The organism is Candidatus Neomarinimicrobiota bacterium, assembly GCA_016784545.1.
GTDB lineage: Bacteria > Fidelibacterota > UBA8477 > UBA8477 > JABMPR01 > JABMPR01.
On sequence record JADHUM010000033.1, the window covers coordinates 1 to 25,817 of the forward strand.

Sequence of the window (25,817 nt, forward strand, 5' to 3'; positions counted from 1 at the left end):
AAGCTGGATACCTCTTTTTCACGGATTATTACCGAAATGTTAAGGTGTAAATTAAGGAACCGCCCTGTACGGAACCGTACGCAGGGTGGTGTGAGAGGACGGATAGGGAATTAATCCCTATCCTCCTACTCGATTTTGTGTCTAACCCTAGTGTGCGTATACAGCGATAGCTGACATGACTTCCCGCTCCACCGTCTTCCCTGCCGGCCTATTCAGCAACATACCGTTCACCACCAGAGCCGATGATCCTCCCCCATCCAGATTGATGGCGTCTTCACACCCCAGCTCTAACATAATATTTGCCAGTTCAGGCAAATCTACACCACGACTTATCAACTGCCTGCCATCGACCAACAGGAGTATCAAATCTCCATCTGAGGTTATCCCGGCAGCCGTACGTGGATGAACCTCAGGGATGCTTGATCCAAAAAACACTTCCTCGTTAACGGGAATAAATACTTTCCCATCACGAAGCAGCAGAGGACCAGCTCCAAGAATATCTCGATAGGTCCAAAGATTTCGAAAACTATTTTCTTTTTGTTGACCAGGTTGACCGGGCATATTCTCAATCCCCTGCTCCCAACTGAAAACTGAATCTCCTGAAGAAGAGACCCAATTTATTTCAACAGCATTATTCTCATCGAAACCAATTGCCGACCGATGGAGATAAAACCTTTCTTCATCTTTTAGAACCGATGAAGTGGCAGCATGAATCAACTCCCCATCAACTTTCAATATCCCCACATGTTTAGCAGGATTCAAATCCATCCTGAAATAGCCTCCATTTATAATCACGGGTACACCGAGACGACGGGCAAATTCTGATACAGTTTCTGTTCTGTCCGAATCGTTGGAAACAACAACGCGACTCTCAATTTCAGGAAGAGACTCTCTGACAAGGACATACCAGGCTCTCAGGTTTGCACCGACATGAACTGACTGATAAACGGATATTCCCTCAGGTAATTCTTGATTAATCGAATCAATTGCTGACCACTCAAGACCAAGTCCAGGATATCCAACTGAGGAATCCCCGGATGTATTACAGCCAGAGAGCATCAGGATAGTGAGAATAGATAGAAAGAAGCGTATTAACATATTAACCAATATAGTGTGATAATATCCAATATCGAAAAGTGATTCTTGGGTTGGTTATTTTTTTTTGGACGAGTTAATCAGGAATACAGCTATAATCGAAATCGTTCCACCAAAGACAATATTCCACTTCAATGGCTCATTTAATATGAGCATAGCAAAGATCATTGCACTCAGAGGGACTGTGAATATAAATGCTGAGGCCTTCTCAGAGCCCAAACGGGAAGCAGCAATGAAATAGGCTGTTGTTGCAAATGCCATAGCTCCCACTGAAACGGACAATAGATTTAACCAGAAGCTGAGCCCCAGCCTAAACACCGAAAACACTTGAGATTTATCCACAAAGAGCAAAGCAAGGATTGAACTAAGCATGTAAAGCCAGAAGCTGTAGGTAAGTGTGCTCATGTGTTTATTAATTCTTGAGGAAATGAAGGTGAGGAAGGCCCAGGTGCTGGCGCATAGGACAAAGTATTGATTTCCGCTGGTAAATATGGCAGACCAACCATCTTGCCAGATGTTTATTAAGATGGTTCCACCCAGAATACCCAATAGAAGTCCCGCCAAGGAGCGTCCTCTGGGAATATTACGCCTTATAGTTGTTATGAGTAGAAATGTTAAGACTGGATTGAGTGTAGTGACCAGGACTCCACCCGCCCCAGCAGAGCCAATCAGGGTTCCTGTAAAATAGAAATGATTATAGAGAACCAGAAAAATAGCGGAAGCAACGATTGAGGGTAATCCTGCAAGCGTAATCCTCCATTGTGTGCCACGGACAATTAAGACTCCCAACATGAATATCCCAGCTATGAAGAATCTCCAGAACATGAGAATTGGGATGCTGGTAAATGTCCCCAGGATTTTTCCATTTGTCCAGGAGAGACCCCACAAGGACATGGATATGATCATGATGATATATAGAATAGTATGTTCTGATCTCTTCATCAAAACATGTTAATCCAGACGATTGATATTACCGCTATTGAATGTAGTTATATAAAAAAAGCCCCCACCAGTTTCGTGATGGGGACTTTATATTGAGTTTTAGTCAGGTTTTATTCAGAGGCTGCTACGTAGCGTGGATATACTGGTTCAAACATATTTTCTTTTACCCAGGCTTTGATATCCTTTGGTCTCTCAACACGAGCCAAGCCTTCATCAAATGCCATTTCGCATATAGCTGCCGCGATAGTTAGAGATATTTTTCGGATTTTCCTAAGATCTGGATATACAGTCCGCAGAGCGAGTTCCTCTTCTGTAACCATATCCGCCAGCGTTTTCGCTGCCATATAGAACATGGCATCGGTTACCTTTTTGGCCTGACAAAGTGAAGCGCCGAGACCGACTCCAGGAAAAATAAACATATTGTTGCCTTGACCTGGAACAAATATTTTACCTTTCATTCTGACTGGATCAAAGGGACTTCCACTTGCAAATATGGCTTTCCCTTTTGTCCACTTGTATGCTTCTTGGGCCGTACATTCAGATTTAGAGGTAGGATTAGAAAGAGCAAAAATGATGGGTTGCTTTGAATAATTCAGCATCTCCTTGATAATTTCTGGTGTGAATGTCTGACCCTGGCCACTTACGCCAACCAGAATAGTAGGCTTCACTGCTTTAATGACATCCATGAGATTATCTATGAGAGCTTCATCCCTGGCATAGGGTACTTTGTGATCCTGGAGCGGACGGGGACCATTCTTTACCACCAATCCCTGACTATCAATCAACCAGAATCGTTTTCTGGCCTCTTCTTCACTCATGCCACTTTCTTCAACAATTCCAGCCACAATCATGTCTGCTATACCAACCGCTGCTGAGCCTGCTCCGTAGAAAATGATACGCTGATCTGCGAGTTTCTCTTCTTTCATGCGCATACCGCCGAGTAGACCAGATAGAGCCACGGCGCCAGTGCCCTGGATATCATCATTAAAGCACAACACGTCTTCCCGGTATTTATTCAGTATTGGGAAGGCGTGATCGTTTGTAAAATCTTCCCACTGAATCAAAGCTTTGGGCCATCTGTCCTGTACAGCGTTGACAAATTCATCAACGATCTCATAGTATTCATCATCCCCAATACGATGTTGATTTAGTCCCAAATAGAGTGGATCAGCCAGTAATTCTTCGTTATTGGTTCCTGTATCCAGGAGAATAGGTAAGGTCTTACAGGGATAAACACCACCACCAGCGACATAGAGGGCAAGTTTTCCGATAGGTATACCCATTCCGTTGGCACCCAGATCGCCTAAACCAAGAATTCTGGATCCATCGGAGATCACAATAATGTCAATTTCATCTTGGTTCCAGTTATCGAAAATATCTCGAATATGGCCTTTGTCATTGGCACTGATATACATACCCCGATTTTTACGATATATATGGCCAAATTGCTGACAGGCTGCCCCTACAACAGGTGTATAGACAATCGGTGTCATCTCCATGAGGTTCTCAGTAAGCACTTTATAATAGAGAGTTTCGTTTCTATCATGAAGACTCGTGAGGAAAATAAATTTTTCCAATGGATCCGTTTTGCGTTGATAGTTTTCAAGAACCCTTAGAACCTGTTCTTCTATAGTAAATACTTTTGGTGGAACCAGACCACGTAGACCCAATGCTTCACGTTCTTCCTCTGTAAAGGCGGTTCCTTTGTTAAGTAGCGGTTCATTTAACACATCAGTGCCTCTGATGATCACCTCAAGCGGTTCATCTGGACTTTCCATCTGATAACGACGTTTTTTTACCATTCCCATGATTTTCCCCTTCTTAAACCTATTAATAAACATTAAGGGACACAATGTGCCGAAGTGAACCCTTTGCTAGTATTGATCTTTCATGCTAGCATAATTATGCAAAAATGATGCAAGCTTGGCACTATTCATGCAAATAAAATTCAACGATTCAAGATTTATTGATCAATACACGATTAAATAGCGGAGGGATAATGAAAGTAAGAAATCGTTGGTTTGTTGTTTTGGGGGCAGTTCTTATTCAATTGGCGTTGGGGGCTATTTATGCCTGGTCAGTTTTCACGCCGTCATTGGTGGATGCTGGTTGGACAAAAGCTATGACCCAAGCTGTTTTTGCTACCGGCCTGTTCTTTTTTGCGGTGGTAATGGTTATTGCAGGTAGAATTATGCCTAAACTTGGACCACGGAAGGTCTCTATGGCTGGTGGGTTCGTGTTAGGTTCAGGATACCTGCTTGCAGGATTATTCGGGGGGACCAACTTTATTGCCCTTCTCATCTTTATTGGAATGATAGGCGGAGCCGGAATTGGTTTGGCATATGTCGTCCCGATTGCTGTCGGTATGCGCTGGTTTCCAGATAAAAAAGGGCTGATCACAGGTCTGGCTGTTTCTGGTTTTGGCTTTGGTGCAACTTTATGGGTCAAACTGGCTGGATCATGGGGCTCACTCATTGCCCTTTATGGACTCAGTACAACTTTTACAGCTCTGGGTGCAGTTTTTATGCTGATGATCCTGGTTGGTGGCATCTGGATGATTTTTCCACCTGAGGGTTGGCTACCTGCTGGTTATACCCTACCTGTGGCTTCTGATGGATCTGCCATCAGCGATGAAAACCAATTTAACAGCACTGAAATGCTGAAGACTCCACAATTCCATTTTATATCAATGACTTTTGCCTTTGGTGCAAGTGCCGGACTCATGAGTATTGGCCTCATGAAGTTATGGCCCATGGTTGCCTTAACTGCCAACGGAATTGATAAGGTTGCTGCAAGTGCCATCGCCGGAACTGCCATGGCTGTATTTTTCTCTCTGGCAAATGGACTGGGTCGTATTGCCTGGGGTGCCATCAGTGATAGACTTGGACGTAAACAATCCATCGTGATAATGATGGCCACTCAGGGCGTTGTTGTGATTCTATTTCAATGGATGGCTGGAACACCAGCTCTCTTATATCTCGGAGCAACCCTTATCGGCTTTAATTTTGGAGGAAATTTTTCTCTCTTCCCAACAATTACTGCAGACACCTTTGGTACTAAATTTATTGGGCAGAATTATGGATGGATATTCTTAGCCTATGGCTTTGGTGGAATCCTTGGTCCCATCATGGGTGGCTGGCTTGGAGATATGGGTAATTTCCCTCTAGCCTTTACAATCTGTGGAATACTCTGCTTAATTGCTGCAGTGATTATGTCACAGATTAAACCACCGATTAAATCGACTTAAATACATTATTTAAAGTAGTATAAAAAAAGGAGACAGTTTTATCTGTCTCCTTTTTTTATACATATCTGTGGATCGTAAATCAGGTGTGTATCGAGGCTAACACTTTTGATTGATGAACACCTGTGAGTTCAACACCTACAATGGTATTCAACAGCTCCTCCGAGTTGCTGGGAATATGGACTTTTAGGTAATTTTCTGTCATACCTGTTAAAACCCCATTGTTCAAGCTCTCAAGCAAGACAAACTTTTTCTGATTTAGCTGTCGTAGGGCAAATGCCTGGTTCTTTTTGTCTGAAAGCTCCGTCAGGCGCTTGTTTCTATCTTTTCTATCCCTCATCCCCACCTTGCCTGGCAAATTGACAGCTTCAGTGTTGGGCCTCTCTGAATAGGTGAAAACATGGAGATAAGAGATATCAAGTGATTCGATGAGATCATAGGTCTCCTGGAAATCAGCCTCTCCCTCACCTGGGAAGCCGACGATGACATCCACACCTATTCCAGCATCGGGCATAACCGATCTAACAGCTTTGATACGGTCTTTGTATAGGTCAAGAGTATATCTGCGCTTCATAAGGCCGAGAATTTTATCCGAGCCGGCCTGCAAAGGAATATGAAAGTGCGGGAGGATACTTTTTGATTTTGAAACAAAATCGATTATTTCATTTGTAAGAAGATTGGGCTCGATTGATGAGATTCGAATGCGGTCAATTCCTACCACTCGGTCAAGTTTTCTCAGGAGATCTAGTAGAGTAATCTCCGATCCAAAACGGTAGTCACCCACATTTACGCCTGTGAGAACGATCTCCCTGACACCTCTAGCGGCGATTTCATAGGCCTGGGTAACCAGAATGTCTGGATCAATGCTGCGACTTTTCCCTCTGGCCAGCGGGATGGTACAATAGGTACAGGGGTAATCACAGCCATCCTGGATTTTTAAGAATGAACGCGTTCTGTCGCCCACAGAATATGATGGGGTACAGCCGTGTAATTCATCAATTTCAGTGTCGCGAATGATCAAGGGAGTTTCTTTTGGAGCGTTAAAATCAAGATGCTCAAGAAGATTGAATTTCTCCTTCGTCCCCAGCACCACATCAACATTGGATGTGGCTACAATATTTTCAGGTCTGAGTTGGGCATAGCATCCTATGACGGCAACTTTTGAATCTGGGGCCAGCCGTTTCACCTTGTTTACAATTTTACGAAACTCACGGTCAGCATTCTCTGTAACCGAGCAGGTGTTGATGACATACAGATCAGCTGCCTTGCTAAAATCTGTTTTTTCATACCCAGCTGACACAAATTGGCGGGATAAGGTTGAAGTTTCGGCGTAATTCAGTTTACAACCGAGTGTATGAAATGCGACCTTTTTTGTGCTATTAATCATCGCCATATTATAGTTACTGAATCTCAATGGAAAAGTTCATTATGGTTTTGCATTATCTGTGAATTATATCTCGAATATTTCCCCGTATAATGCTTATTTAACAGAAGAATCTCCCCGAATTCAGTTTGATTTAATAGGGATAAAATTATTTTGGAATCTCAAAGACATTAGGAGATTAATAATTCATGCATGAGCTCACTTTTTTTAGAACTTGGTTGCCCGTCATCTACCTCTATGTGGCAGGTGGAATCATCTTTTCAGCGGGAATGGTAATTATATATAAATCTAAATCGATTAAGCTTTCTCGTCCCATGCATAAGCGCTGGTTCTATGTACTCTTTTTCGGGTACTTCTATTATCTGGGGATTCATACATTTCTAACCTACGCAGCATTGAATTTCTAGGAGAGACTCATGGAACAAGCTATACAGACCACACCGATCTTCTGGATTATCATAGCTGGCTATTTTGCCCTGATCCTGGGATTTGGATCCTATTTCGCCAGATATAATAAAAACACAAATGACTTCTTTTTCAGTGGCCGTCGATTTTCATGGTGGCTGATCACCATGTCAATAGTTGCAACTGGCGTGGGATCACATTCATTTCTTAAATATTCAGCCAAAGCTTTTGAGCATGGTTTTTCCTCAACCATGACTTACATGAATGATTGGTTCTTTCTCCCATTCTTTCTTTTTGGTTGGTTGCCAATTGTTTACTATACACGTATTCGATCCATTCCCGATTATTTTGAGAGACGTTTTAATCGAAATGTACGTATCCTGGCAACCATAGCCATACTGGGTTACATGATTGGTTACATCGCAATAGGATTTCTCACCATGGGTAAAACCCTGGAGCCACTCCTGGGTTGGGATCTTTATACGATTATCTGGGTGGTCGCTATCATAGCAGGTATTTACATCACCTTTGGTGGCCAGACTGCAGTCATTTTTACTGATCTCGCCCAGGGATTTGTTCTGATATTCGCAGGTATATTGGTTTTCATTTTAGGAATCAACTATCTCGGTGGATTTGATGTCTTCTGGAATGCCCTTCCAATGGATTTTAAGCTCCCTCTCGCCCACTTTAATAAACCCAGCAATTTCAATTTTGTCGGGATATTCTGGCAGGATGGTGTGGCTGGTTCCGTTGGTTTTCTCTTTATGAACCAGGGTTTGATCATGCGTTTCATGGCGACGAAATCAGTGAATGAGGGACGCAAGGCTGCTGCTTTTAATATTTTATTCCTCCTCCCCATTTCAACAGTGGTTGTAAGTAATGCAGGTTGGGTTGGCAAAGCCATTAGTCTCGTGACACCCGAAAAATGGGATGCAACCATTAAGCTGGATCATGTATTCACCCAGGTGGCAGCACTGGTAACCTCATCGGAAATTGTATTTGCCTTTATTATTGCTGCCGTTGTCGCAGCGCTTATGTCTACTGTGGACACCCTGATCAACGCCGTTGCAGCGGTTGTAATTAATGATATATACCGGCCTATTGTAAAAGACCGGGACGATAAGCATTATTTAAAAGCCGCAATGTTCATATCCGCTGGCGCAACACTGTTGGGAGTTATTGCCGTTACATTCTTTGATAATTTCCCAACCCTATATGAAGCTCATGGGTTTTTCCATAGCACCATGACACCTCCATTGGTCATCGCCATATTTCTTGGTATTTTCTGGAAACGCTATACCACCCTGGCAGCTGTATCGACTTTCGTTGTAGGTGCCATTCTCATGTGGCTGGGTAACAAGTATCCTGCCGGTTTAATTGGTCCCTTTGATCACGGCATTGCAATGGATCCAGATCATCCCTACTCCTATATCAGAGCTCTCTACAATACATTTGTCTGTCTTGCGTCGGGTGTGGTGTTTTCCTTTATTTTCACCCGTAAGGTTGAGGTGAGAATCGAAAAGTTTACTGCCAATATTGTCGTAAATGCCAAAGCCCATCTCAATAGCACAGAACAACCCATCTCAGGTTTGGGAAGGGTTTATTACACACTGGTTTGGGGTTTTTCAAATATGGTCAACTCCTTTGTCTTGAATGCCGCTGATGATGAAAAACTAGATGGTATCACAGTTTGGACGCTGGATAAGGCCAGAGAGATGTTCAAGGGCTCAAAACCCAATGATGTTCCAGGTGAAGAACCAATCGTACATTGGAAACTCGAGGAATCAGCTGATTCATATGTGCGTTTCTCTCATAAGCAAATGGAAGAAATGGCGGCAAATGTTGGTGATCTCGTTTACATCAGTGATAAACGGCGCTGGATGGGCGGTTTGAAATCTGTCCATTCAGTTTATGCAGAACCACACGATGAAGATGGCATAGTCTATATGACGCCCGACCTCATAGACGCAGGTCTATTGACCGAGGGTAAGGCACTTCGTGCTGAAAAAGAAATGTAATCATTCCATGCGCATACTTCTCTTTACCCTCACTCTCATTGGTTGGTCGGGAGAATTATACGCTCAAAGTCAATTCAAAGCAGCATTCTGGAACGTCGAGAATCTATTTGACACTACAGATGCTGCACTTATTCAGGACGACGATTTTACGCCATCAGGTAAGTACGAATGGACGGAAGAAAGACTGGTTAAGAAGTTTGAGGCCCTCTCCAGAGTTATCCATGATTTGGACAAAGCCAATGATCTGGCCATTCTTGGTCTGGCTGAGATTGAAAACAAAAGCGTTTTAACCCGACTCAATGACAGCTTTTTAAAACGTGGATTAAAAATTGTCCACAAAGAATCGCCTGACGAACGGGGAATTGACTGTGCCTTACTTTACGATCCTAAGCAACTCACGCTAAAAAGTAGCCACTTTTTGCCTATATTTCTGGCTGGCAATGAGAAAACCAGAGATATTGTTGAGGTTGAATTCACTTTTAACAGGACTTCTGGTGATAGAACCATTTATGTTTTTGTAAATCACTGGCCTTCACGGTGGGGCGGGCAAAAAGAAACTGATCCTCTCCGTAGAACTGCTGCTCGTACCTTGCGGACACGCATTGATCATATTCTCGTCAAGGATCCACAAGCTGATATTTTGATCATGGGTGATTTTAACGACTACCCAGATGATCCTTCATTATATGATGTCCTCCGAGCTCATCAAGCGGGTCCCCAATTGTATCCAGGTGACCTGATTAATACAACCTGGTCACTAGACAAAAACCCGGATGCTGGAACATGTATGTACCGCGGTAAATGGACAGTTCTGGATCAAATAATCATTTCATCGGGGATGCGTGATAGAAAGAATTTTGATTGGACCTTCGAATCCACCCATCCTTTCAAACCGGGCTATCTCATTGAAAAAGATGGCGACCATAAGGGTTGGCCAGACAGGATGTATCGGAGTGGTAAATATCAAGGCGGATATTCCGACCATTTGCCGGTTGTGTGCAATATTACTGTAAGTCATAATTAAATGAACATTTTATTCGTATCAGCCGAAGTTGCCCCGTATTCCAAGGCAGGTGGACTGGCTGATGTAGCCGGCAGCCTCCCCCAGGCAATAGCCCCGTATGTTAAATCAGTTCAGGTACTAACACCCCTATACGGTCAAATCGATCAAATCAAGCATGATATCCAGCCAACGTCCATAAAGGGTGATATCACTTTAGGTGATGAGATTATTCCTTATTCGCTGCATCATACCACAGATAGTGATGGTTATACTAAAATTGGCTTTATTAAGTGTGAGCAGTTTTTTGGTCGAGATGGAATTTACACGGAATCAGATGGTGAGGGTTTTGCAGACAATAACCTTCGTTATTTTTATTTCCAACTGGTTGTGTTGGACCTTATTTCCAGGGGAAGTCTTGAGGTGGATATCCTGCATTGTAATGATCATCATACAGGACTATTGCCCGTTATGGTGAAGGCGATGAAACTTAAGATAAAAACGATATTTGCAATTCACAATTTTCTATACCATGGTCATTTCTCACCTGAAGAAGCATCCTTTCTCCCAGAATCGACGAGCACGTACCTGACAAAAACACAGTGGGACAATTATAGTGCGCTGCTTGAGGGAATTGATCATAGTGATATTGTGACCACAGTGAGCCCAGGGTACGCTCTAGAGCTACTAGAAGGCTTGAATGTAGATGAGCATAGCCTGATTAGAGTACAGGCCCGTGAATCCAATTTCTCAGGAATAGTGAATGGGATCGATACTGAATATTGGTCCCCTGAACTTGATCAATTTACACCCTATCATTTTTCAAAGGATGATCTGACTGGTAAAAGGAGAAATAAGGAGGCATTGCTGGCAAAAGTTGGTCTTTCTCCAGAACCTGATGCCCCTCTTTTTGGGTCTATATCCCGACTGGTAGAGAATAAAGGCTTCCCTTTGATTATGGAAGTCCTCGACGAGTTCGTTACATTGGGTGCAAAATTTATTTTTCTCGGTTCTGGGAGTCCTGAGATATCTGGGCAGCTCCGTAAAGCATCAAAAATACATCCCCAGCACATTGCATTTGAGGATGGATTTAATGAACCACTGGCACATCTGATTGAAGCTGGTTGCGATATGTTTCTCATGCCCAGCAGGTTTGAACCCTGCGGATTAAATCAGCTTTATAGTCTGCGATATGGGACCATACCCATCGTTCATCTTACTGGAGGTCTGGGAGATACAGTGGCAGCTTGGAGCCCAGACTCTGGAACGGGATTTGTTTTTGAACCCTATGGTACAAAGGAACTGAGAAAAGCAATGAAACTGGCTCTAAAAGTATACCATTCTGGGTCAGATTGGAAAACTCTCATGGCGAGAGCCATGTCAAAGGATTTTTCGTGGGATCAATCAGCAAAACAGTATTTACATTTATATAATCTTTGAAAGCGAGGTTCGTGTGAAACAGTCTGAAGTGCGTTTGGGAGCTATTATCCTTGGGGGTGGACGTGGAGAAAGATTATCTCCTTTGACCTCTTATCGTGCAAAACCTGCCGTGCATATTGGAGGTAAATATCGCTTGATTGATGTGCCCATCAGTAATTGCATCAACTCAGGGATCAACCTCATTCATGTCTTGACTCAATTCAATACGACTTCCCTCCATCGACACATCTCGCGTACCTATAAATTTGATATCTATTCAGGTGGTGACATAGAAATATTAGCCGCCCAGCAAACATCGAAAAACAAAGACTGGTTTCAGGGGACAGCCGATGCTGTGAGATCATATTGGGATCGATTTGAACAGATGAGTGCAACTCATTATATCATTTTAGCAGGGGATCATCTGTATAAAATGGATTATTCTGAGTTTTTTGATCATCACCTCGCTACTGGGGCTGATGTTTCTGTTGGCGTACGGCCCATGCCCACTTCCACAGCTCCTCAACTTGGTGTTCTGCAAGCAAATAGTGATGACAAGATTACCAGGTTTGTTGAAAAACCACAATCTGAGGAACTCATCAATGAATTAGCTGAAGTGATTGACGGTGAGAATAAAGTTTTGGCGTCCATGGGAATATATATTTTCAATAAAAAGGTGCTCACTGAGGTGCTGAAAATCAAGGGAGATGATTTCGGAAAAAATATCATCCCCCACGCAATCGAAACTTTGAAAACCACTGCCTTCAGATTTCAGGGGTATTGGGAAGATATTGGAACTATTAGAACCTTCTTTGAGTCCAACATTGCTCTGACAAAAGAGAAACCAGATTTTTCTTTTTATAATGAAAAGAATCCAATCTATACCCGGCAGCGATTCTTGCCTGGGAGTGAAATTCGAGGTGCGAAGATTGACCACTCCATCATTTGTGAGGGGTGCAAGATTGGCAATGCTCAACTGAAAGACTCAATTATCGGTATCCGAAGTATTATTGGAGATGGGGTAAAGTTGAAGCGTACCTACTTCATGGGTGCTGATTTCTATGATGATCCCAATTCAAAGTCACATATCCCCATTGGAATTGGTGAAAACTCTGTTCTATCGAATGTCATTGCTGATAAGAATGTGCGTATTGGTACAAATGTCCGACTCACAAATAAAGACGGGGTGGATGAGTTTGAGAGTGATACCATTACCATAAAAGATGGCATCATCATTATTCCTAAAAATGCCATAATTCCTGACAATTTTGAAATTTAAGCGATATTAACTGGATTTATGGGGTAAGCGGGAAGCGATTTATCCAAAGCGTGGTCTGAATTTAGACTGTCAGTTAAGGGTTGAGCTATTTTTTTTTGGTATTGGATGTATCAGCAGTTTTTGGTTTAGACGAGTTAGATTTTGACCCATTCTTTGGAGCAGTTGTTGTCTCAGTTTTCTTGCCTTTACCCTTGGCATAGTCGGTGATGTAAAATCCTGAACCCTTAAATATGAGCCCGCTTCCACCACTAACAATTCTTCTGACACTTCCTTTACATTGCAAACACCTGTCTAAAGGAGAATCTGACATCTTTTGAAAAGCATCGAAATGAGTACCGCAACTCAGGCATTCATATTCATATGTTGGCATGCTCGATAACCTTATTCTTTAGCTTTTAAATGAAATTTTTTATGAAGTACGTCGGCAACATAGGGCGTGACAAATGAAGTAATGTCCCCACCAAAACTCGATACTTCCCTTACAATGGTCGAATTCAAATGGGTGTATGCTTCATGTGGCATGAGAAATACTTGAACAAGATCAGGAAAAAGTGTTCGATTTACAAGAGCCATCTGGAACTCAAATTCAAAATCCGACATCGCTCTCAAGCCTCTGATCATGGCAACAGCATTCAATTTGCGAGCATAGTCTACAACCAGACCATCAAAATAAGTCACATTCACATTTTCAAGATGCGCAGTAGTTTTTTCAATCATCTCAATGCGTTCTTCTACAGAGAACAAGGGCTTTTTACCGATGTTTCTCCCCACTGATACCACGACTTCGTCAAAAACGGATACAGCTCTTTCTATAATGTCGAGGTGACCTAGAGTGATTGGATCAAAAGTACCTGGGTATATGGCTAATCTCTTTTTCATATCAGTGCGCCTTATATATTTGAATTTTTGTTTCTGCAACCACTTTTTCTTTAAGCAATTTAAAAACATCTGAATCCAGAATGCTTTCTTCTCTTCTGGCAGATTCATAGACAAAATAAGCATTTTCAGCGGCATGTACTTCTATTAGATGTATAATAGTTGAGGAAAGTTTCTCTGCGTAGGGTGGGTCAGCTAATATGAGATCAAACTTTTGATTCAATTTCCTGAGCACTCTTTGAACATCTCCGACATACGCTTTGAAGATCTTGTCGCGATGCTTCATCCAGATTTTCTGTTCGTTGATGTATTTCCTCTCCTGATCGATTGAGATAAGGGAAACCGCTCCTCGACTCAGTGCTTCGAAACCCAGGGCACCAGTACCGCTATATAGATCCAATACATGCATTTCCCGGACATCCCTGAGGGTATCAAATAAAATTGTACGAGCACGATCGGTGGTAGGTCTAACAGATCCTGTCTTCAGTTTTGGTAGAGGATGTCCCCTCCACTCCCCAGCTATGATTCGTGTCATGGGGTGTAATTGAAGAAGGTGACGCCAAAGGTGAGCTTGAGGATTTCAGCCTTAAACTCAATATCAATAGATCGAATGAGGTAGTTGCTCCTTGATTCAGACCAGGATGATAAAATATATTGAATTTCCTGGGCAGAGCCTGAGAATATAATTTGAACTGGATTGTCATCGGTGCCTCGTGCGGGATCAATAACGACTTCCTCCAAATAGTCATAAAATGGATTTGCCAGGATGTCTAGAAGTCGCATTGCATCAAAGGACTGTCCCCGAAAACCTTTCTCAGCATTCATAATAATTTCAAATTTACTGGAAATTTTGGCAGTGCCTGAGCTATAATCCTCTATAAAGGATCCCAGGACAAATTTATCAAGAGTAGTTTTCATTGCTCCAACCCATTCACCACCTCGAGGGGCATTTATGGAGAGAGCGTCTCTTTTCAAATACAGGTGTCCAGAATCATATTCAAGGGGGAAGTTACTTACCATTTCTGTTACCATAAGCAGCAGCGAGCGATTATTAATAATAGAGATGTCTTCATCTGTGAGTTTAACGACTTCTTCAGAAACTTGGGTGAACTCCTCATAGACGATAACTGTGTCTCTTCCACCAGGTAATTTCACGTATAGGGATTCAGGTTTGGCTGATGCAATTGAATCGGCCAAAGCAACGATATCATCGGTCAGGGGCATAAGTTCATTAAACACTTCGTCTGGAAGCACATCATCAATGACCAAGGAATCTCCAGAAAAATACTGATCGTACTGATCTAGATCAGAATCTTTTTCTACAGGGAGAACCGGATCTATACCCAATAGGTCGTAAACCATTTCCTGAGCCATATCTATGCTTGAATAAAGTATTCCTTTATCATTTAAATAATAGACTGTGACTGCAAGCATGAGGATGAGAAGCACCAACTCACGGAGGGGATTTCTGTTGCTGTCTTTTGTCTTTTTCTTGGCCTTGGATTCGGTTTTTGGAATGTCTGCTACCGTCTCCAGCTTATTTTGATCAGGAGTTTCAGTTTTTAGGCTGGAACGTCGCCTACGCATGGTTTCAGCAATGAGTTCATCTTCAGACAGCTGGTGGGTTGAGGATTCGTCTGCCAGGAATTTCTTTAAATCCAGAATCCCTCTGTCTTTTCTAAGATCAATCTTCACTGAAGCGCTCCTGTATCTCTACATTCAACGCACCCAGGACAACGGCATATTCATCAATATTCTCAGCATCAGGATCTCTGAAATTGAAGTGATTGCCCAAATTGAGCGGTTGACAGCTAACCTCATATTTTTCCAGGTTGCTCATAAGAGAAGGATCCCCAGTCGAGGAGAAGTAAAAAAGATTGGTAATCACATTGTCAGGATCGCGCTTGCCTTTGATTGCTCTCTCAATGGCTTCTTTCACAAGCATAATGAGATCGCCATCGCCCCTGACATGATCTAGCGTAATTTTGTAATCCCAATTCAATGAACCATGGAATAAGCCTGAAAATTCCTGGTCCTGAAACATGTGACAGCTAATCGTATTTTCACGATTTTCCAAAACAACCTGGATTCCCCCTTCGAAATCAAGGAGCTTGGTTGCTGTCAAAACATTGCCAACTGCTTCTATCTCTGTAATAACATTCTTCAATTCCAATTCAGAAGGACCAATAATTCGGTCTAACCATGAGCCAAAGGATTGAGGTATTGCCAAAGAAAGATACTGCGCTGCCTTGGCTGAGGATCTATTGAGTTCCTGGTGCACCATGGAATATTGAGCAAGGGACCCTTCCAGCATCTCTTTCATGTACCAATTGAGATATTTACTTAGATCGTTTCCTGATAAGGCAGCATCAACGGGATGAATACCCATTGGAAACCAATCGCTGTCAATGACAAGATGGGTTGCTGTATCTGGAAACTCTGCAGAATTACGAATGTTTGAAATTTGCTCAGCCAGGGCCATAATAACCTGGGAGTTTGTCATATCCGGGCTATGGAGATTATCGTTTAAACTGACTTTTCCAAGACTCTCGATAAATGGGGTACCCTTAAAATTCACCAATTGGGCGAATTTTATATTCTGCCGAGATATATGAATTGCCAGCATGGTGTATTAGCCTTCTACTTGGCCCAGCTTTCCTCTCCATCAATCAGACTTCCATGGGTTGAATCAACCTGAGTAAAGAAAAGATATCGTCTGGTTTCAATTGGATGTGTTATTGGAGACTCAATGCCCAGATTCACATTATTTCTCACAGTAACACGATATGGCAAATCAGTTACGGTACACCTAGTGAGTTTTGGCTCAAACTGATAGTGAGAAAACAGTTGTTTTTTAACATATTTTTTGCTGGTTGTTGTGTCGATCCAGCCTCCAAAGGAATCTTTGTGCATAAACAGATCCTTTTCATTGTCACCGGCGACAAATTCATCAGAGACAACACTAAGACTATCAATTTGGATGGAGTCAAGCTCTGAGTACATATCTGCAATAAGGAATAAATTTTCAAGCAGGCTATCCCCTGCGAAAACCAAAATGAATTTATCCATACCGTAGAAAACCTTTTCTACGTAGGCAGTATCACTTTTTTCCAGAATATTCATTGACAGTACACTATCAGTACCGTTGAAATCATAGTGATAGGCTGAATTGTTTAGTCGCTTGAGGAAAGGCAAAGAATCGAGTGAGAATTCCTGAGTAACGCCCACCTTGCCTCTATACCAGACACCATTGAAAGTACTATCTTCAATCTGTACAACTGTATCACGTGCAATAGTAAAGGTAGTGTCATATTCCGAGAGATAGGTTGGAAATACATCAATAAGCAAAGTATCTGCAGGAAATTCAATAACCTGTTCACCGCTCCAGTTTAGTGTATCAACACCAGCCAAATGTTCTGCAATTCCAACGATATCGCGGGCTTGATTATGTATGTTGATGAATTTGCCTGTAAGTGTCTCTGCCAGTTTAATATTCATATCATCATATTTACGTAAGAAATTGTCATAAATATTCACATTAAAAGTATCAGACTCAACTTCTACCACCTGCCACTTTAAGAAATCAGATTTTTTTATTAGTTTTGCACCGATAAATTCAACCACTTCAACGGCGGCTTTTTCCCAGTCGAGATCACTTAAATTTACAGCTGACTTATAGTAAGCTTGTTCCAGACTCACCTTATTAAAATACTCAGAAATATTTTTGTGAATATTAATGTTAAAAACTGCATTTGTTAAATCTATATCCAGGTGGATTGAATCTAATCCGGCAGTGGGACTGTTTAATGAATCCAAAGCGACTGCTATAACTTGGTCGGCAATGTAAGGACTTGGTTCAGAATACCCTGTCAGGCGCTTGTATAAGTTGTTCCTTCGTTTTGCAAGCGCAGCTTCCATATCCCCAACTTTAACTTCCACAGGGATTTCAACTTCGATACCACTTGTATCCAGATACATGAGCTTCATAAAGTCAGGCATGGTTTCCAGCGTATCATTTAGTACGAGAAACTCTGCCAAGGCCATGTCATAGAGGGTGTCCCCGTAGGTAGTTGAATCATAGGAATCAATTACAAATTGTTTTTTTAGTGCTTCCAGTGTCTTTTCCAGGTTCTCTTCAAAGGTAGCTGGAATGATGAAGTCAATCCTCACATCACCATCAAAAATACCACCAAACTCAATACGACCTGAAAGATTGGGATTTTTGGCGATGCTATCCATGACAGCATCAACCAGGGGATTGGAGAAGGTTGGATATTTTGTGTAACTCGTGGTAAGTGCATTGAACATAGAGGTTTTGATGTTCTGATATAAAATATCAAATTTGTCTGAAACCGTGAAGCTCAAACCAATGCTATCTATCTCCATATTCTGGTCACCGACATAGTTGCCAGCGTCAAAAAGGGTTTTTATACTATCGAGAACGAGATTGATAGTATTTGCATCCATATTGTGATTGGGTTCCAGTGTCTTGAATAGGTCGAGATGTAACTTATTATAAAGCTTTTTATATTCATCAGAATAATTCACCGGAATAGACTTTGCGGCCATAGGTATCTTCTGAGGTCCATAATAGCTATAATTTGTATCCATAGCTGCGGCAAGAAGACTGTCTTTAACGCTATTCACAACAAGTAAAAGTTGTTCAGTATCAGTGGTATATTCTTTTGCTAATTGATAGTGAAGTTTTTCAGCAAGGCTTACAGCGTTCATCCGGAATCGAGCATCATCACGCAATGTGGCCTCATAATCCCAGATAGTCTTTGGAAGATAAATCACGCTGATAAACAGTATTATCAGAACAATAATTATTATTGAATTGGTTCTGTGATTGGCGAAAAAATCTTTACTCACGAGTCCTCCTCGACTACTCTGTCGTAACTAAACCCTCAATGCGGGTGTATATTTTATTTCCGATCCCCTTAACGAGGACAATATCTGATTTATTCTTAAATGGACCATTTCGATCCCTATAATCTTTTATTCTTTCAGCTATAGCCGGGCCGATACCCGGCAGTTTAGAAAGTTCACTAACTCCAGCCGTATTCAAATTTATCAGGTTAACAGCTCCATCGATCCCCTCTGTAAGCGTATCAACTCCACTAGATTCCGGCGTTGAATTGTCCTTGTCAACAAACTGGAGCGAGTCAGAATTTATCTGCTCTGTGATCTTTATGAATTGTTGTTCCTCTTCATAAAACCGATTCGGAGTCAACTGTTTTTCAATACGCTGATTTCTAACAAGCCTGAGAACAGCACCTACTCCCAGTGTGACCACTAAAAAGTAAATTACAATTCGTTCCTGGCGGGTAAAATTTAGCAAGTTTCCTGCCTCATCATAGTAAGGATTTTATTTTTCTAAAGATACTACGCTTGACTTTTTGACTACTGTAGTAGTCTGCTAGTTCTTTGTAGAGCTCTTTCTCTCTCTTGCTTGGTTTTACAGGAGTTTCAATCTGAATCTTCACCATTTGATCACCAACCATATGGCTATTGATACGAGGAATCCCTTTTCCTCTTAATCGGAGAAGTTTCCCCGATTGAGAACCAGCAGGAATTTTCAGATTGACTTTTCCTGTCAGGGTTGGAATCTCCAATTCTGTACCAGTGACTGCCTGGGCCATATTAATGCCCAGTTCAAGATAGATATTATCCTCATCTCGAATAAATAAATCGTGTTCTTTTTCATCAATGAGAACAATCAGATCACCATGTTGCCCACCGCGTCTGGCTGAGTTGCCTTCGCCTTTAAGGGTCATATAATTGCCTGCGTGAACACCAGCAGGAATCTTAGCTGATACAACAGATTCCTTTCTCACTCTTCCATCGCCTCTACAAGTCTGACATGGATGAGCGATCACCTCACCGGTGCCGTCACAATTTGAACAAGGTTGAATATTGACAAATTGTCCAAACATTGATCTGGAAACTTGTTGTACTTCACCCCTACCATGACAAACCGTACAGTTTGTTTTGCTGGCCTTATCCCGTGCGCCGGTTCCGCTGCAATCGGGACAAGATTCGAATCTTTTGACTTTCATCTTTTTGGTGACACCCGTAGCAATTTCTTCCAGGGTTAAGGGCAACTTAATTTTTAAATCTGAACCTCTGGAACGACCGCGGGAGCGAGAACCCCCACCACCACCGAATATGTCTCCAAATCCACCACCGCCGCCACCGCCGAATCCATCCATAAATATTCGCAGGGCATCAGACAGATCTACACCGAATCCACCACCACCGAATCCATCGAAGGGGCTTCCACCCATGCCGCCTTCAGGGGCATGACCGAATTGATCATATTGTGCTTTTTTCTGTTCATCATTTAAGACTGAGTAGGCTTCAGCAGCTTCTTTAAATTTGGTCTCAGCTTCTTTATCACCAGGATTTTTATCTGGATGATACTTCATGGCAATCTGACGATAAGATTTCTTTATATCAGCTTTGTTGGCCCCTTTAGATAGACCAAGTACTTCATAATAATCGCGTTTGGCCATAGCTATTGACTAACCACTACTTTTGCTGCTCTTAACACACGATCACCTGATTTATAGCCTTTTTCGAACACCTGAATGATGTTGCCGGGATCATGTTCTTCAGAGGGTTGCATGGCCATGGCTTCGTGCAGCTCGGGATCGAAAGGTTCCCCTGTGGGATCAAAGACTTCAACATCGTCAGTATCTTTCAGGAACTTTTGAATCTGATCTAAAACCAGAGCAATACCCTTGGATGAATTTTCTGCATCTGCAGCGTCCTGTTCATATTGGGCAGAGCGCTCAAGATTATCAATAATTGGAAAGAGCCCCATAAGCATTCGATCCTTGGCAAAGGTTAGGGATCGTTCTTTTTCTCTTTCTACTCGTTTTTTTCCATTCTCATATTCTGCAACTACGCGCAACATTTTTTCTTCTGCTGCTTGCACACGGAGTTGCTGATCCACCAGTTCATCAGTGAGTTTTTCCACAGTATCTTCAAGGTTTTCAATCTTTTTGGTTAACAATTTTTCTTTAGCTGTAAGCTTAGGCTTTGGAGTTGCTTTTTTTTGTTTGCTCGTCTTCTTTGTCGTTTTATCAGTCATATTACTTTATGTATTTCGTGTTAATTAATGTTTCAATTTTATCTGCAGTGAATTCTGCCAGACCAATGATACGTTCATATTCCATGCGAGTGGGTCCTAAAATATGAATTTCACCACTACACCTGTTCCCCTTATAGGCAATAGAGACGAGCGACATATTTTTAAAAAATGTCTGCCCCAGTTCCCCACCGATAAAGACACTGGGCTTCCCACTATATAAGGGCGCAGGTAAATACCGTTGGAGAGAATCAGTCTCTATAGCTTCCAGCAAGAATTCTAATTTTGCTGGATCCGCAATTTCCGGATAATGCAGCAACTGGTGCGTGCCATAGGTTCTAAAATCATTGCTGGAATTGGAATCCAGAACGTTGTTAAAACTCTTTAAAATCTGATCAATGATGGGGTTTTTTCGTGTCACTTCGTCAGTGCCCTGTTCAACCTGCTTTTGAACATCATCTATATCGCGACCAGCAAATAGATCATTCAATATATTTTCTGCTTCGTGCATCACAATGCGAGAAAGCTTGCTCTCTAATTCAAAGGCAACCGTCTTCACCTGTCCCAGGGACATATGGACAATAAGAAGTACGGATTCTTTATCCAATTCATGGAGAGCAATTGAACGAATACGAGTAGCTCTTTCCTGAGGGCGGGACATGAGCACCAGGGCATGAGACATATCACCCAGAAACTGAGCAGTATTTTTGATCAGTTGATCGAGATCTCTACTAAGATTATCCAACCCTGACTCATAATCTCTGGTGACGTTCTGCTGGGGTTGTTCGAGTTCCATCAGCCTATCCACAAAATATCGATATCCCTTATCCGTTGGAATGCGTCCTGCCGACGTGTGGGGCTGCAATAAGTATCCTCCCACTTCAAGATCGCTCAAAACATGACGAAGGGTTGCGGACCCTACCTTGAAATAATCCATGGCAACCAGACGTGAAGACCCAACTGGGTGCCCGTTCACAGCATAATCTCTCACCAACCATTTGAGGACTTTTTCCTCACGGTCCTTGAGTTCTATAAACGTTTGTCTAGGACTTCGATTCATAACCGAACATAATAATTTTGGGTCCCAATTAATACAAGATTTTAAATGGGTAAAGAGTTGTTATATAAGGCTTGAAAGCAAATGTTCAGGATGGAGGAATCTTTAAAATCAAGCAACGAACCGAAGCATTTTTCTTACGGCCTTCAAAACACCTAAGGAGGAAATACTGACGCCGAAAAGAATCAACCCTAATATTACTTCGGGATGATCAATTATCCTTACAGGTAAGTCGAATTGGACAAAATACTTAATACTATACTCAGCTAGCATGATCAGAAGCACTGAGAGACTTGCCCCAAGAAATCCCAGAATGCCTCCTTCCAGAAAGAATGGTGCCTTTATCAGGAAATCGCTGGCGCCCAATAGGCGAACCGTTTCAATAAATTCGTATCTGGCCAGTATCATCAACCGAAGATTATTGGCAGTAAGAAATACTGTGGATAAGATTATGAGAAACAAGGTGACGGTGGCGACTGTGTAGACAAGCTTCATGATGCCCTGAACCCGATTGAACAGATCCTTCTTAAACATGACTTCATCTACCCCATCCAATTCATTCATGTTGTGGATAAAAGTTAAGATATATTCTGCAGAACGATGATCTTCCTCAAAAGTAATGCGAAATGAACTGGGCAATGGATTGTCATCCAACAAGGAAAGAACATCTTCCCCAAATTCAGCATTATAAAGGGCGGCTGCATCTTCCTTGGACAAATATTCCATTCTAAAAATTCCTGGATAATCCCTGACGATGGCTGCCAACTCATGTTTTTGGTGGGTAGTCACTTCATTTTCCAGGAATATTTCAAGATCATAGCTTGCTTGAAATTCACCTAAGAACTCCAGGCTATTATCAACTGCCAGTACACCCAGCCCCACGATCAGCAAGGCAATGGTTACGGAGAAAACGGATATCATGAAAGGCATGCGGGCTCTTTTGATACCAATAATTCCCTCTCTTATGATATAACTTAGTTTCATAATGGCCTGTCACTCACAACTTCACCAGATACCAAAGTGATGTTCCTGGCTGGATCCTGTTTGAGAAGGTTATCATTGTGGGTGGCAAAAATGACACATGTTCCTGCATCATGAATTTTCCAGATATATTTAAGAACTTCACTTGCGGCTTTTTCATCGAGATGTGCGATAGGCTCATCGGCCAGTAGAATTTCAGGAGAAATCACCATGGCACGTGCCAACGCAACTTTCTGTTGTTCGCCAGCCGATAATTCATGGGGGTAATGTGACAATCTGGAGCGAATACCTAACTCATCAGCCTTTAATGAAACCTTACTTCGAACCTCGTCGGTTTTGAAGCCTTGCAGTTCGAGAGGAAGGGCGATATTGGAGTAAATGTCTCTGTCAGCCAACAGATGGAAATCCTGGAACACCATGCCAATCCTTTGACGAATCTTGGCAATGTCTCTTCTCTTTGTATGGGTGGAGTCAGAACCAAGCACACTCACTGCGCCTGAATTAGGAAACAAATCCAAATAGATCATCTTGAGAATGGAGGATTTACCGCTTCCGGAATCTCCATATAAATATACAAACTCATCTTTGTCTATGCTGAAATTCAGATCGCGTAGGGATATCCCCGTATCATATCTCAAGAAAACATTTTCGAATCTGATCATGCAGTCTTCCTCAACATAACGATAAACCGTTCCGATTGTGGAGTGGGTTGATCCAGCGTTTCATCATCGAGAATTTTCCACCACTTATAATCTGAGGATGTACAAAACTTCTCCACGTCAGATTGCTCATATGCTTTTTGAATATGTGATTCAACATCAACCGTATCTTCCCTATCTGTTTTCAGAGTGAAGACTGACTCAGCCAATTGAGAGTCAGGATCATAGTTGGTGTATCGCTCATACCCTCCATATTCATCACTGAATATCTCCCGATAGCCACGGAAATGGGTTTGGCATAACAGGGGGGTAACCACATCAAACAGCAAAATGCCACCTGGTTTGAGAAGTGTGAATGTATTTCGGAGAAATAACTCAATCTCAGACGTCTCCAGCAGATAATTCAAACCATCATGAAGATTGATGATGACGTCAAATTCTTTGGCTGACGTAAAATTGACCATATTCCCAACCCCAAACTCAATCTGAAGCTTTTCCGCGAGTGCTTTATTGCGAGCAATTTCAATCATGTGTTCACTCAAGTCTATGGCAGTCATATTAATGCCACGCCGGGCAAGCTTGAGAGCCATGGAACCGGTACCACAAGAGATATCCAACCATGTCTTGTCTGGCTCATAGGGTGCAACCAGTGCCTCTATATCATCTACCCAAATATCATAATTGATATAATCCATGAGGGTGTCGTAATAGGCTGCAAGACGCTGGTAGGGCTGAATCGTCTGTATATTCTGCTTGTCCGGCATGAGCCTTGGTTTCCTATCAAGCTCGTCCATAAAAAAGATAGATATAAAAACTCAGATAACCGAGAACCAGGATGGTACCAGTGAGGCGTCCAATTTTATGCCGCATTCCCAGTGGTATCAGGACCAACCCAAATGCCATCATGATGAGATATTGGGCATGAGGAAATATTTTCACGGCTTCGCCAGCAATCGTCCGACTTTCAAGGACATCGAGTGGTTTTATTAATCCCACTCCTCCCATGATAAAGAGGATGTTAAAGACATTACTTCCAATAATATTTCCAACTGATATCTCACCATGTTTTCGGAACGCAGCTACCAGGGAAGTCGCCAATTCTGGTAGACTGGTCCCAACAGCCACGATGGTCAGGCCGATCACCATCTTAGGTATATCAAATTCTTCGGCTATCCAAACTGCACTTTTTACAAACAACCAGGCACCAACAGACAATGCTATACTTCCGGCTAAAACCAGGAGGAGATTATTTGTTTTACTTCCAAATTCACCTTCAAAATTTTCAAGTGGAACTTCACTTGGGTGACGATACAAATAAAAGATGTAACCGATGAGAACCAGCACCATAATAAAACCATCTATGCGCGATACGGAACCATCCAGGGATAGACCATAAAGCAGAAGGCTGACTGCAAAAAGAAAGATCAACCCTTTATAGGTTTGTTTAAAGTGGATGGTTATGGGGAAGATCAATCCGCTGACTCCCAGGATTAATCCAATGTTGGTCACATTGCTTCCGATAATATTTCCGATGGCAATTGTAGACGAGTCCTCAAAAACATTGGCGATCAAACTGACCACAAACTCTGGCATGGAGGTACCGAATGCCACGATTGATAAGCCAACAATAAGGGGTTTTACACCCATTTGATTAGCGAGTTGACTACCCCCTTTTACCAACCAATCTGCACCAAAAAAGAGTAAGGTGGCGCTGAGTGCAATGATAACACTATTCCCACCCATTCCGATTGAAGCAATCATGTTATCCATTATTTGGTTCCATAAAGTTTGTTGTTTTGAATATACTCTGAAACAACAGTTGGAACATAAAATCTTGTCATCCGATCCGCCTGGAATCGGTCTCTGATCTCTGTACTGCTGATTTCCATTCGGGGTAAATTTAAGAATTGGACCCGGTCGATAATATCAGCATCAATATCAGTTTTTTCGAATCTGGGGCGACGAGCTACGATGACTTGACTTTCGTCAAGAATTGCTTCCCAGTCCTTCCAGGATTTAAATTCAGCAAGGCTGTCACTACCAATTAAAAAGTGTAAATCCTTTGAGGAAATATTCTTTTTAACTTTCATCTCACGAATGGTATCGATGGTGTAGGATACACCCCCGCGTACTATTTCAATATCCGAATACTCAAATTGGGAGATATCATTAATACAAAGTTTTAACATGGCAATTCTATGTTCAACGGGTGTAACTGGCTTGATTTCGAATTTATGGGGAGGTCTATAAGCTGGGATGAATACTATTTTATTCAAATCCAGGGATTCTCTAATCGCCTCCGCAATGATAAAATGTGCATTGTGGGGTGGATCAAATGTACCGCCAAAGAGACAGACCTTCAAGG

General features: G+C 42.1%; 25 protein-coding genes. 6 read left to right on the forward strand and 19 right to left on the reverse strand.

The features are described 5' to 3' along the window. Positions 1–147: 147 nt before the first annotated feature. The 3 genes from ISR87_08865 to ISR87_08875 all read right to left on the reverse strand — a co-directional run bounded on the left by ISR87_08865 (position 148) and on the right by ISR87_08875 (position 3,815). A complete protein-coding gene (locus ISR87_08865) occupies positions 148–1,098 on the reverse strand; it encodes a phosphodiester glycosidase family protein (protein MBL7025554.1) in 951 nt (316 codons plus the stop codon). 54 nt (positions 1,099–1,152) lie between these two features. Beyond that, positions 1,153–2,037, reverse strand: coding sequence for a DMT family transporter (locus tag ISR87_08870; GenBank protein ID MBL7025555.1), 885 nt, complete (start codon positions 2,035–2,037; stop codon positions 1,153–1,155). A gap of 110 nt (positions 2,038–2,147) precedes the next feature. Further along, the gene (locus ISR87_08875; protein ID MBL7025556.1) at positions 2,148–3,815 is read right to left on the reverse strand and encodes an NAD-dependent malic enzyme; all 1,668 of its coding nucleotides are present in this window, start codon (positions 3,813–3,815) and stop codon (positions 2,148–2,150) included. A gap of 221 nt (positions 3,816–4,036) precedes the next feature. Between ISR87_08875 and ISR87_08880 the strand changes: the two genes are divergently transcribed. Beyond that, positions 4,037–5,284 (forward strand): OFA family MFS transporter, encoded by a 1,248-nt coding sequence (locus tag ISR87_08880; GenBank protein MBL7025557.1) that lies wholly within the window; start codon positions 4,037–4,039, stop codon positions 5,282–5,284. 79 nt (positions 5,285–5,363) lie between these two features. Here ISR87_08880 and mtaB read toward each other — a convergent pair whose 3' ends face one another. Beyond that, a complete protein-coding gene (mtaB, locus tag ISR87_08885; GenBank protein ID MBL7025558.1) occupies positions 5,364–6,668 on the reverse strand; it encodes a tRNA (N(6)-L-threonylcarbamoyladenosine(37)-C(2))-methylthiotransferase MtaB in 1,305 nt (434 codons plus the stop codon). Positions 6,669–6,853: 185 nt separating this feature from the next. Here mtaB and ISR87_08890 point away from each other — a divergent pair, with 185 nt between their 5' ends. Genes ISR87_08890 through ISR87_08910 form a run of 5 tightly spaced genes read left to right on the forward strand, consistent with a single transcriptional unit; the run spans position 6,854 to position 12,786 of the window. Next, positions 6,854–7,072 (forward strand): hypothetical protein, encoded by a 219-nt coding sequence (locus ISR87_08890; protein ID MBL7025559.1) that lies wholly within the window; start codon positions 6,854–6,856, stop codon positions 7,070–7,072. Positions 7,073–7,081: 9 nt separating this feature from the next. Next, positions 7,082–9,088: a sodium:solute symporter family protein gene (locus ISR87_08895; GenBank protein ID MBL7025560.1), complete on the forward strand. Its 2,007-nt coding sequence runs from the start codon at positions 7,082–7,084 to the stop codon at positions 9,086–9,088. Continuing rightward, entirely contained in the window at positions 9,069–10,112 is a 1,044-nt protein-coding gene (locus tag ISR87_08900; GenBank protein MBL7025561.1) for an endonuclease/exonuclease/phosphatase family protein, read from the forward strand. The genes ISR87_08895 and ISR87_08900 overlap by 20 nt, the downstream gene beginning before the upstream one ends. Then, entirely contained in the window at positions 10,113–11,528 is a 1,416-nt protein-coding gene (locus ISR87_08905; protein MBL7025562.1) for a glycogen synthase, read from the forward strand. A 28-nt stretch (positions 11,529–11,556) separates the two neighbouring features. After that, complete coding sequence (locus ISR87_08910) at positions 11,557–12,786, forward strand: glucose-1-phosphate adenylyltransferase (GenBank protein ID MBL7025563.1); 1,230 nt, start codon at positions 11,557–11,559, stop codon at positions 12,784–12,786. An 85-nt stretch (positions 12,787–12,871) separates the two neighbouring features. Here ISR87_08910 and ISR87_08915 read toward each other — a convergent pair whose 3' ends face one another. From ISR87_08915 to nadD, 15 genes are all read right to left on the reverse strand, one after another. Continuing rightward, positions 12,872–13,156, reverse strand: a complete 285-nt coding sequence (locus ISR87_08915) for a zinc ribbon domain-containing protein (protein ID MBL7025564.1) — start codon at positions 13,154–13,156, stop codon at positions 12,872–12,874. An 11-nt stretch (positions 13,157–13,167) separates the two neighbouring features. Then, the gene (coaD, locus tag ISR87_08920; protein MBL7025565.1) at positions 13,168–13,665 is read right to left on the reverse strand and encodes a pantetheine-phosphate adenylyltransferase; all 498 of its coding nucleotides are present in this window, start codon (positions 13,663–13,665) and stop codon (positions 13,168–13,170) included. 1 nt (position 13,666) lies between these two features. Beyond that, positions 13,667–14,197: an RsmD family RNA methyltransferase gene (locus tag ISR87_08925; protein ID MBL7025566.1), complete on the reverse strand. Its 531-nt coding sequence runs from the start codon at positions 14,195–14,197 to the stop codon at positions 13,667–13,669. Next, positions 14,194–15,357, reverse strand: a complete 1,164-nt coding sequence (locus ISR87_08930) for a hypothetical protein (GenBank protein ID MBL7025567.1) — start codon at positions 15,355–15,357, stop codon at positions 14,194–14,196. Before ISR87_08930 ends, ISR87_08925 begins: the two co-directional genes overlap by 4 nt. Then, positions 15,347–16,288, reverse strand: a complete 942-nt coding sequence (locus tag ISR87_08935; GenBank protein ID MBL7025568.1) for a hypothetical protein — start codon at positions 16,286–16,288, stop codon at positions 15,347–15,349. Before ISR87_08935 ends, ISR87_08930 begins: the two co-directional genes overlap by 11 nt. 14 nt (positions 16,289–16,302) lie before the next feature. Further along, a complete protein-coding gene (locus ISR87_08940; GenBank protein ID MBL7025569.1) occupies positions 16,303–18,534 on the reverse strand; it encodes a hypothetical protein in 2,232 nt (743 codons plus the stop codon). Positions 18,535–18,547: 13 nt separating this feature from the next. Beyond that, positions 18,548–19,003 (reverse strand): ComEA family DNA-binding protein, encoded by a 456-nt coding sequence (locus ISR87_08945; GenBank protein MBL7025570.1) that lies wholly within the window; start codon positions 19,001–19,003, stop codon positions 18,548–18,550. 13 nt (positions 19,004–19,016) lie between these two features. Beyond that, entirely contained in the window at positions 19,017–20,177 is a 1,161-nt protein-coding gene (gene dnaJ / locus ISR87_08950) for a molecular chaperone DnaJ (GenBank protein ID MBL7025571.1), read from the reverse strand. Between the two features lie 2 nt (positions 20,178–20,179). Further along, positions 20,180–20,758 (reverse strand): nucleotide exchange factor GrpE, encoded by a 579-nt coding sequence (locus tag ISR87_08955; GenBank protein MBL7025572.1) that lies wholly within the window; start codon positions 20,756–20,758, stop codon positions 20,180–20,182. A gap of 1 nt (position 20,759) precedes the next feature. Beyond that, positions 20,760–21,815 carry a heat-inducible transcription repressor HrcA gene (gene hrcA / locus ISR87_08960; GenBank protein MBL7025573.1) on the reverse strand — a complete coding sequence of 352 codons (1,056 nt, stop codon included), beginning with the start codon at positions 21,813–21,815 and terminating at the stop codon, positions 20,760–20,762. Between the two features lie 108 nt (positions 21,816–21,923). Beyond that, positions 21,924–22,796: a hypothetical protein gene (locus ISR87_08965; protein ID MBL7025574.1), complete on the reverse strand. Its 873-nt coding sequence runs from the start codon at positions 22,794–22,796 to the stop codon at positions 21,924–21,926. Then, positions 22,793–23,455, reverse strand: coding sequence for an ATP-binding cassette domain-containing protein (locus ISR87_08970; protein MBL7025575.1), 663 nt, complete (start codon positions 23,453–23,455; stop codon positions 22,793–22,795). The genes ISR87_08965 and ISR87_08970 overlap by 4 nt, the downstream gene beginning before the upstream one ends. Further along, the gene (locus tag ISR87_08975) at positions 23,452–24,216 is read right to left on the reverse strand and encodes a class I SAM-dependent methyltransferase (GenBank protein MBL7025576.1); all 765 of its coding nucleotides are present in this window, start codon (positions 24,214–24,216) and stop codon (positions 23,452–23,454) included. Before ISR87_08975 ends, ISR87_08970 begins: the two co-directional genes overlap by 4 nt. A gap of 16 nt (positions 24,217–24,232) precedes the next feature. Then, the gene (locus ISR87_08980; protein ID MBL7025577.1) at positions 24,233–25,222 is read right to left on the reverse strand and encodes a calcium/sodium antiporter; all 990 of its coding nucleotides are present in this window, start codon (positions 25,220–25,222) and stop codon (positions 24,233–24,235) included. Further along, positions 25,222–25,815 (reverse strand): nicotinate (nicotinamide) nucleotide adenylyltransferase, encoded by a 594-nt coding sequence (gene nadD, locus ISR87_08985; protein MBL7025578.1) that lies wholly within the window; start codon positions 25,813–25,815, stop codon positions 25,222–25,224. Before nadD ends, ISR87_08980 begins: the two co-directional genes overlap by 1 nt. Positions 25,816–25,817 lie beyond the last annotated feature (2 nt).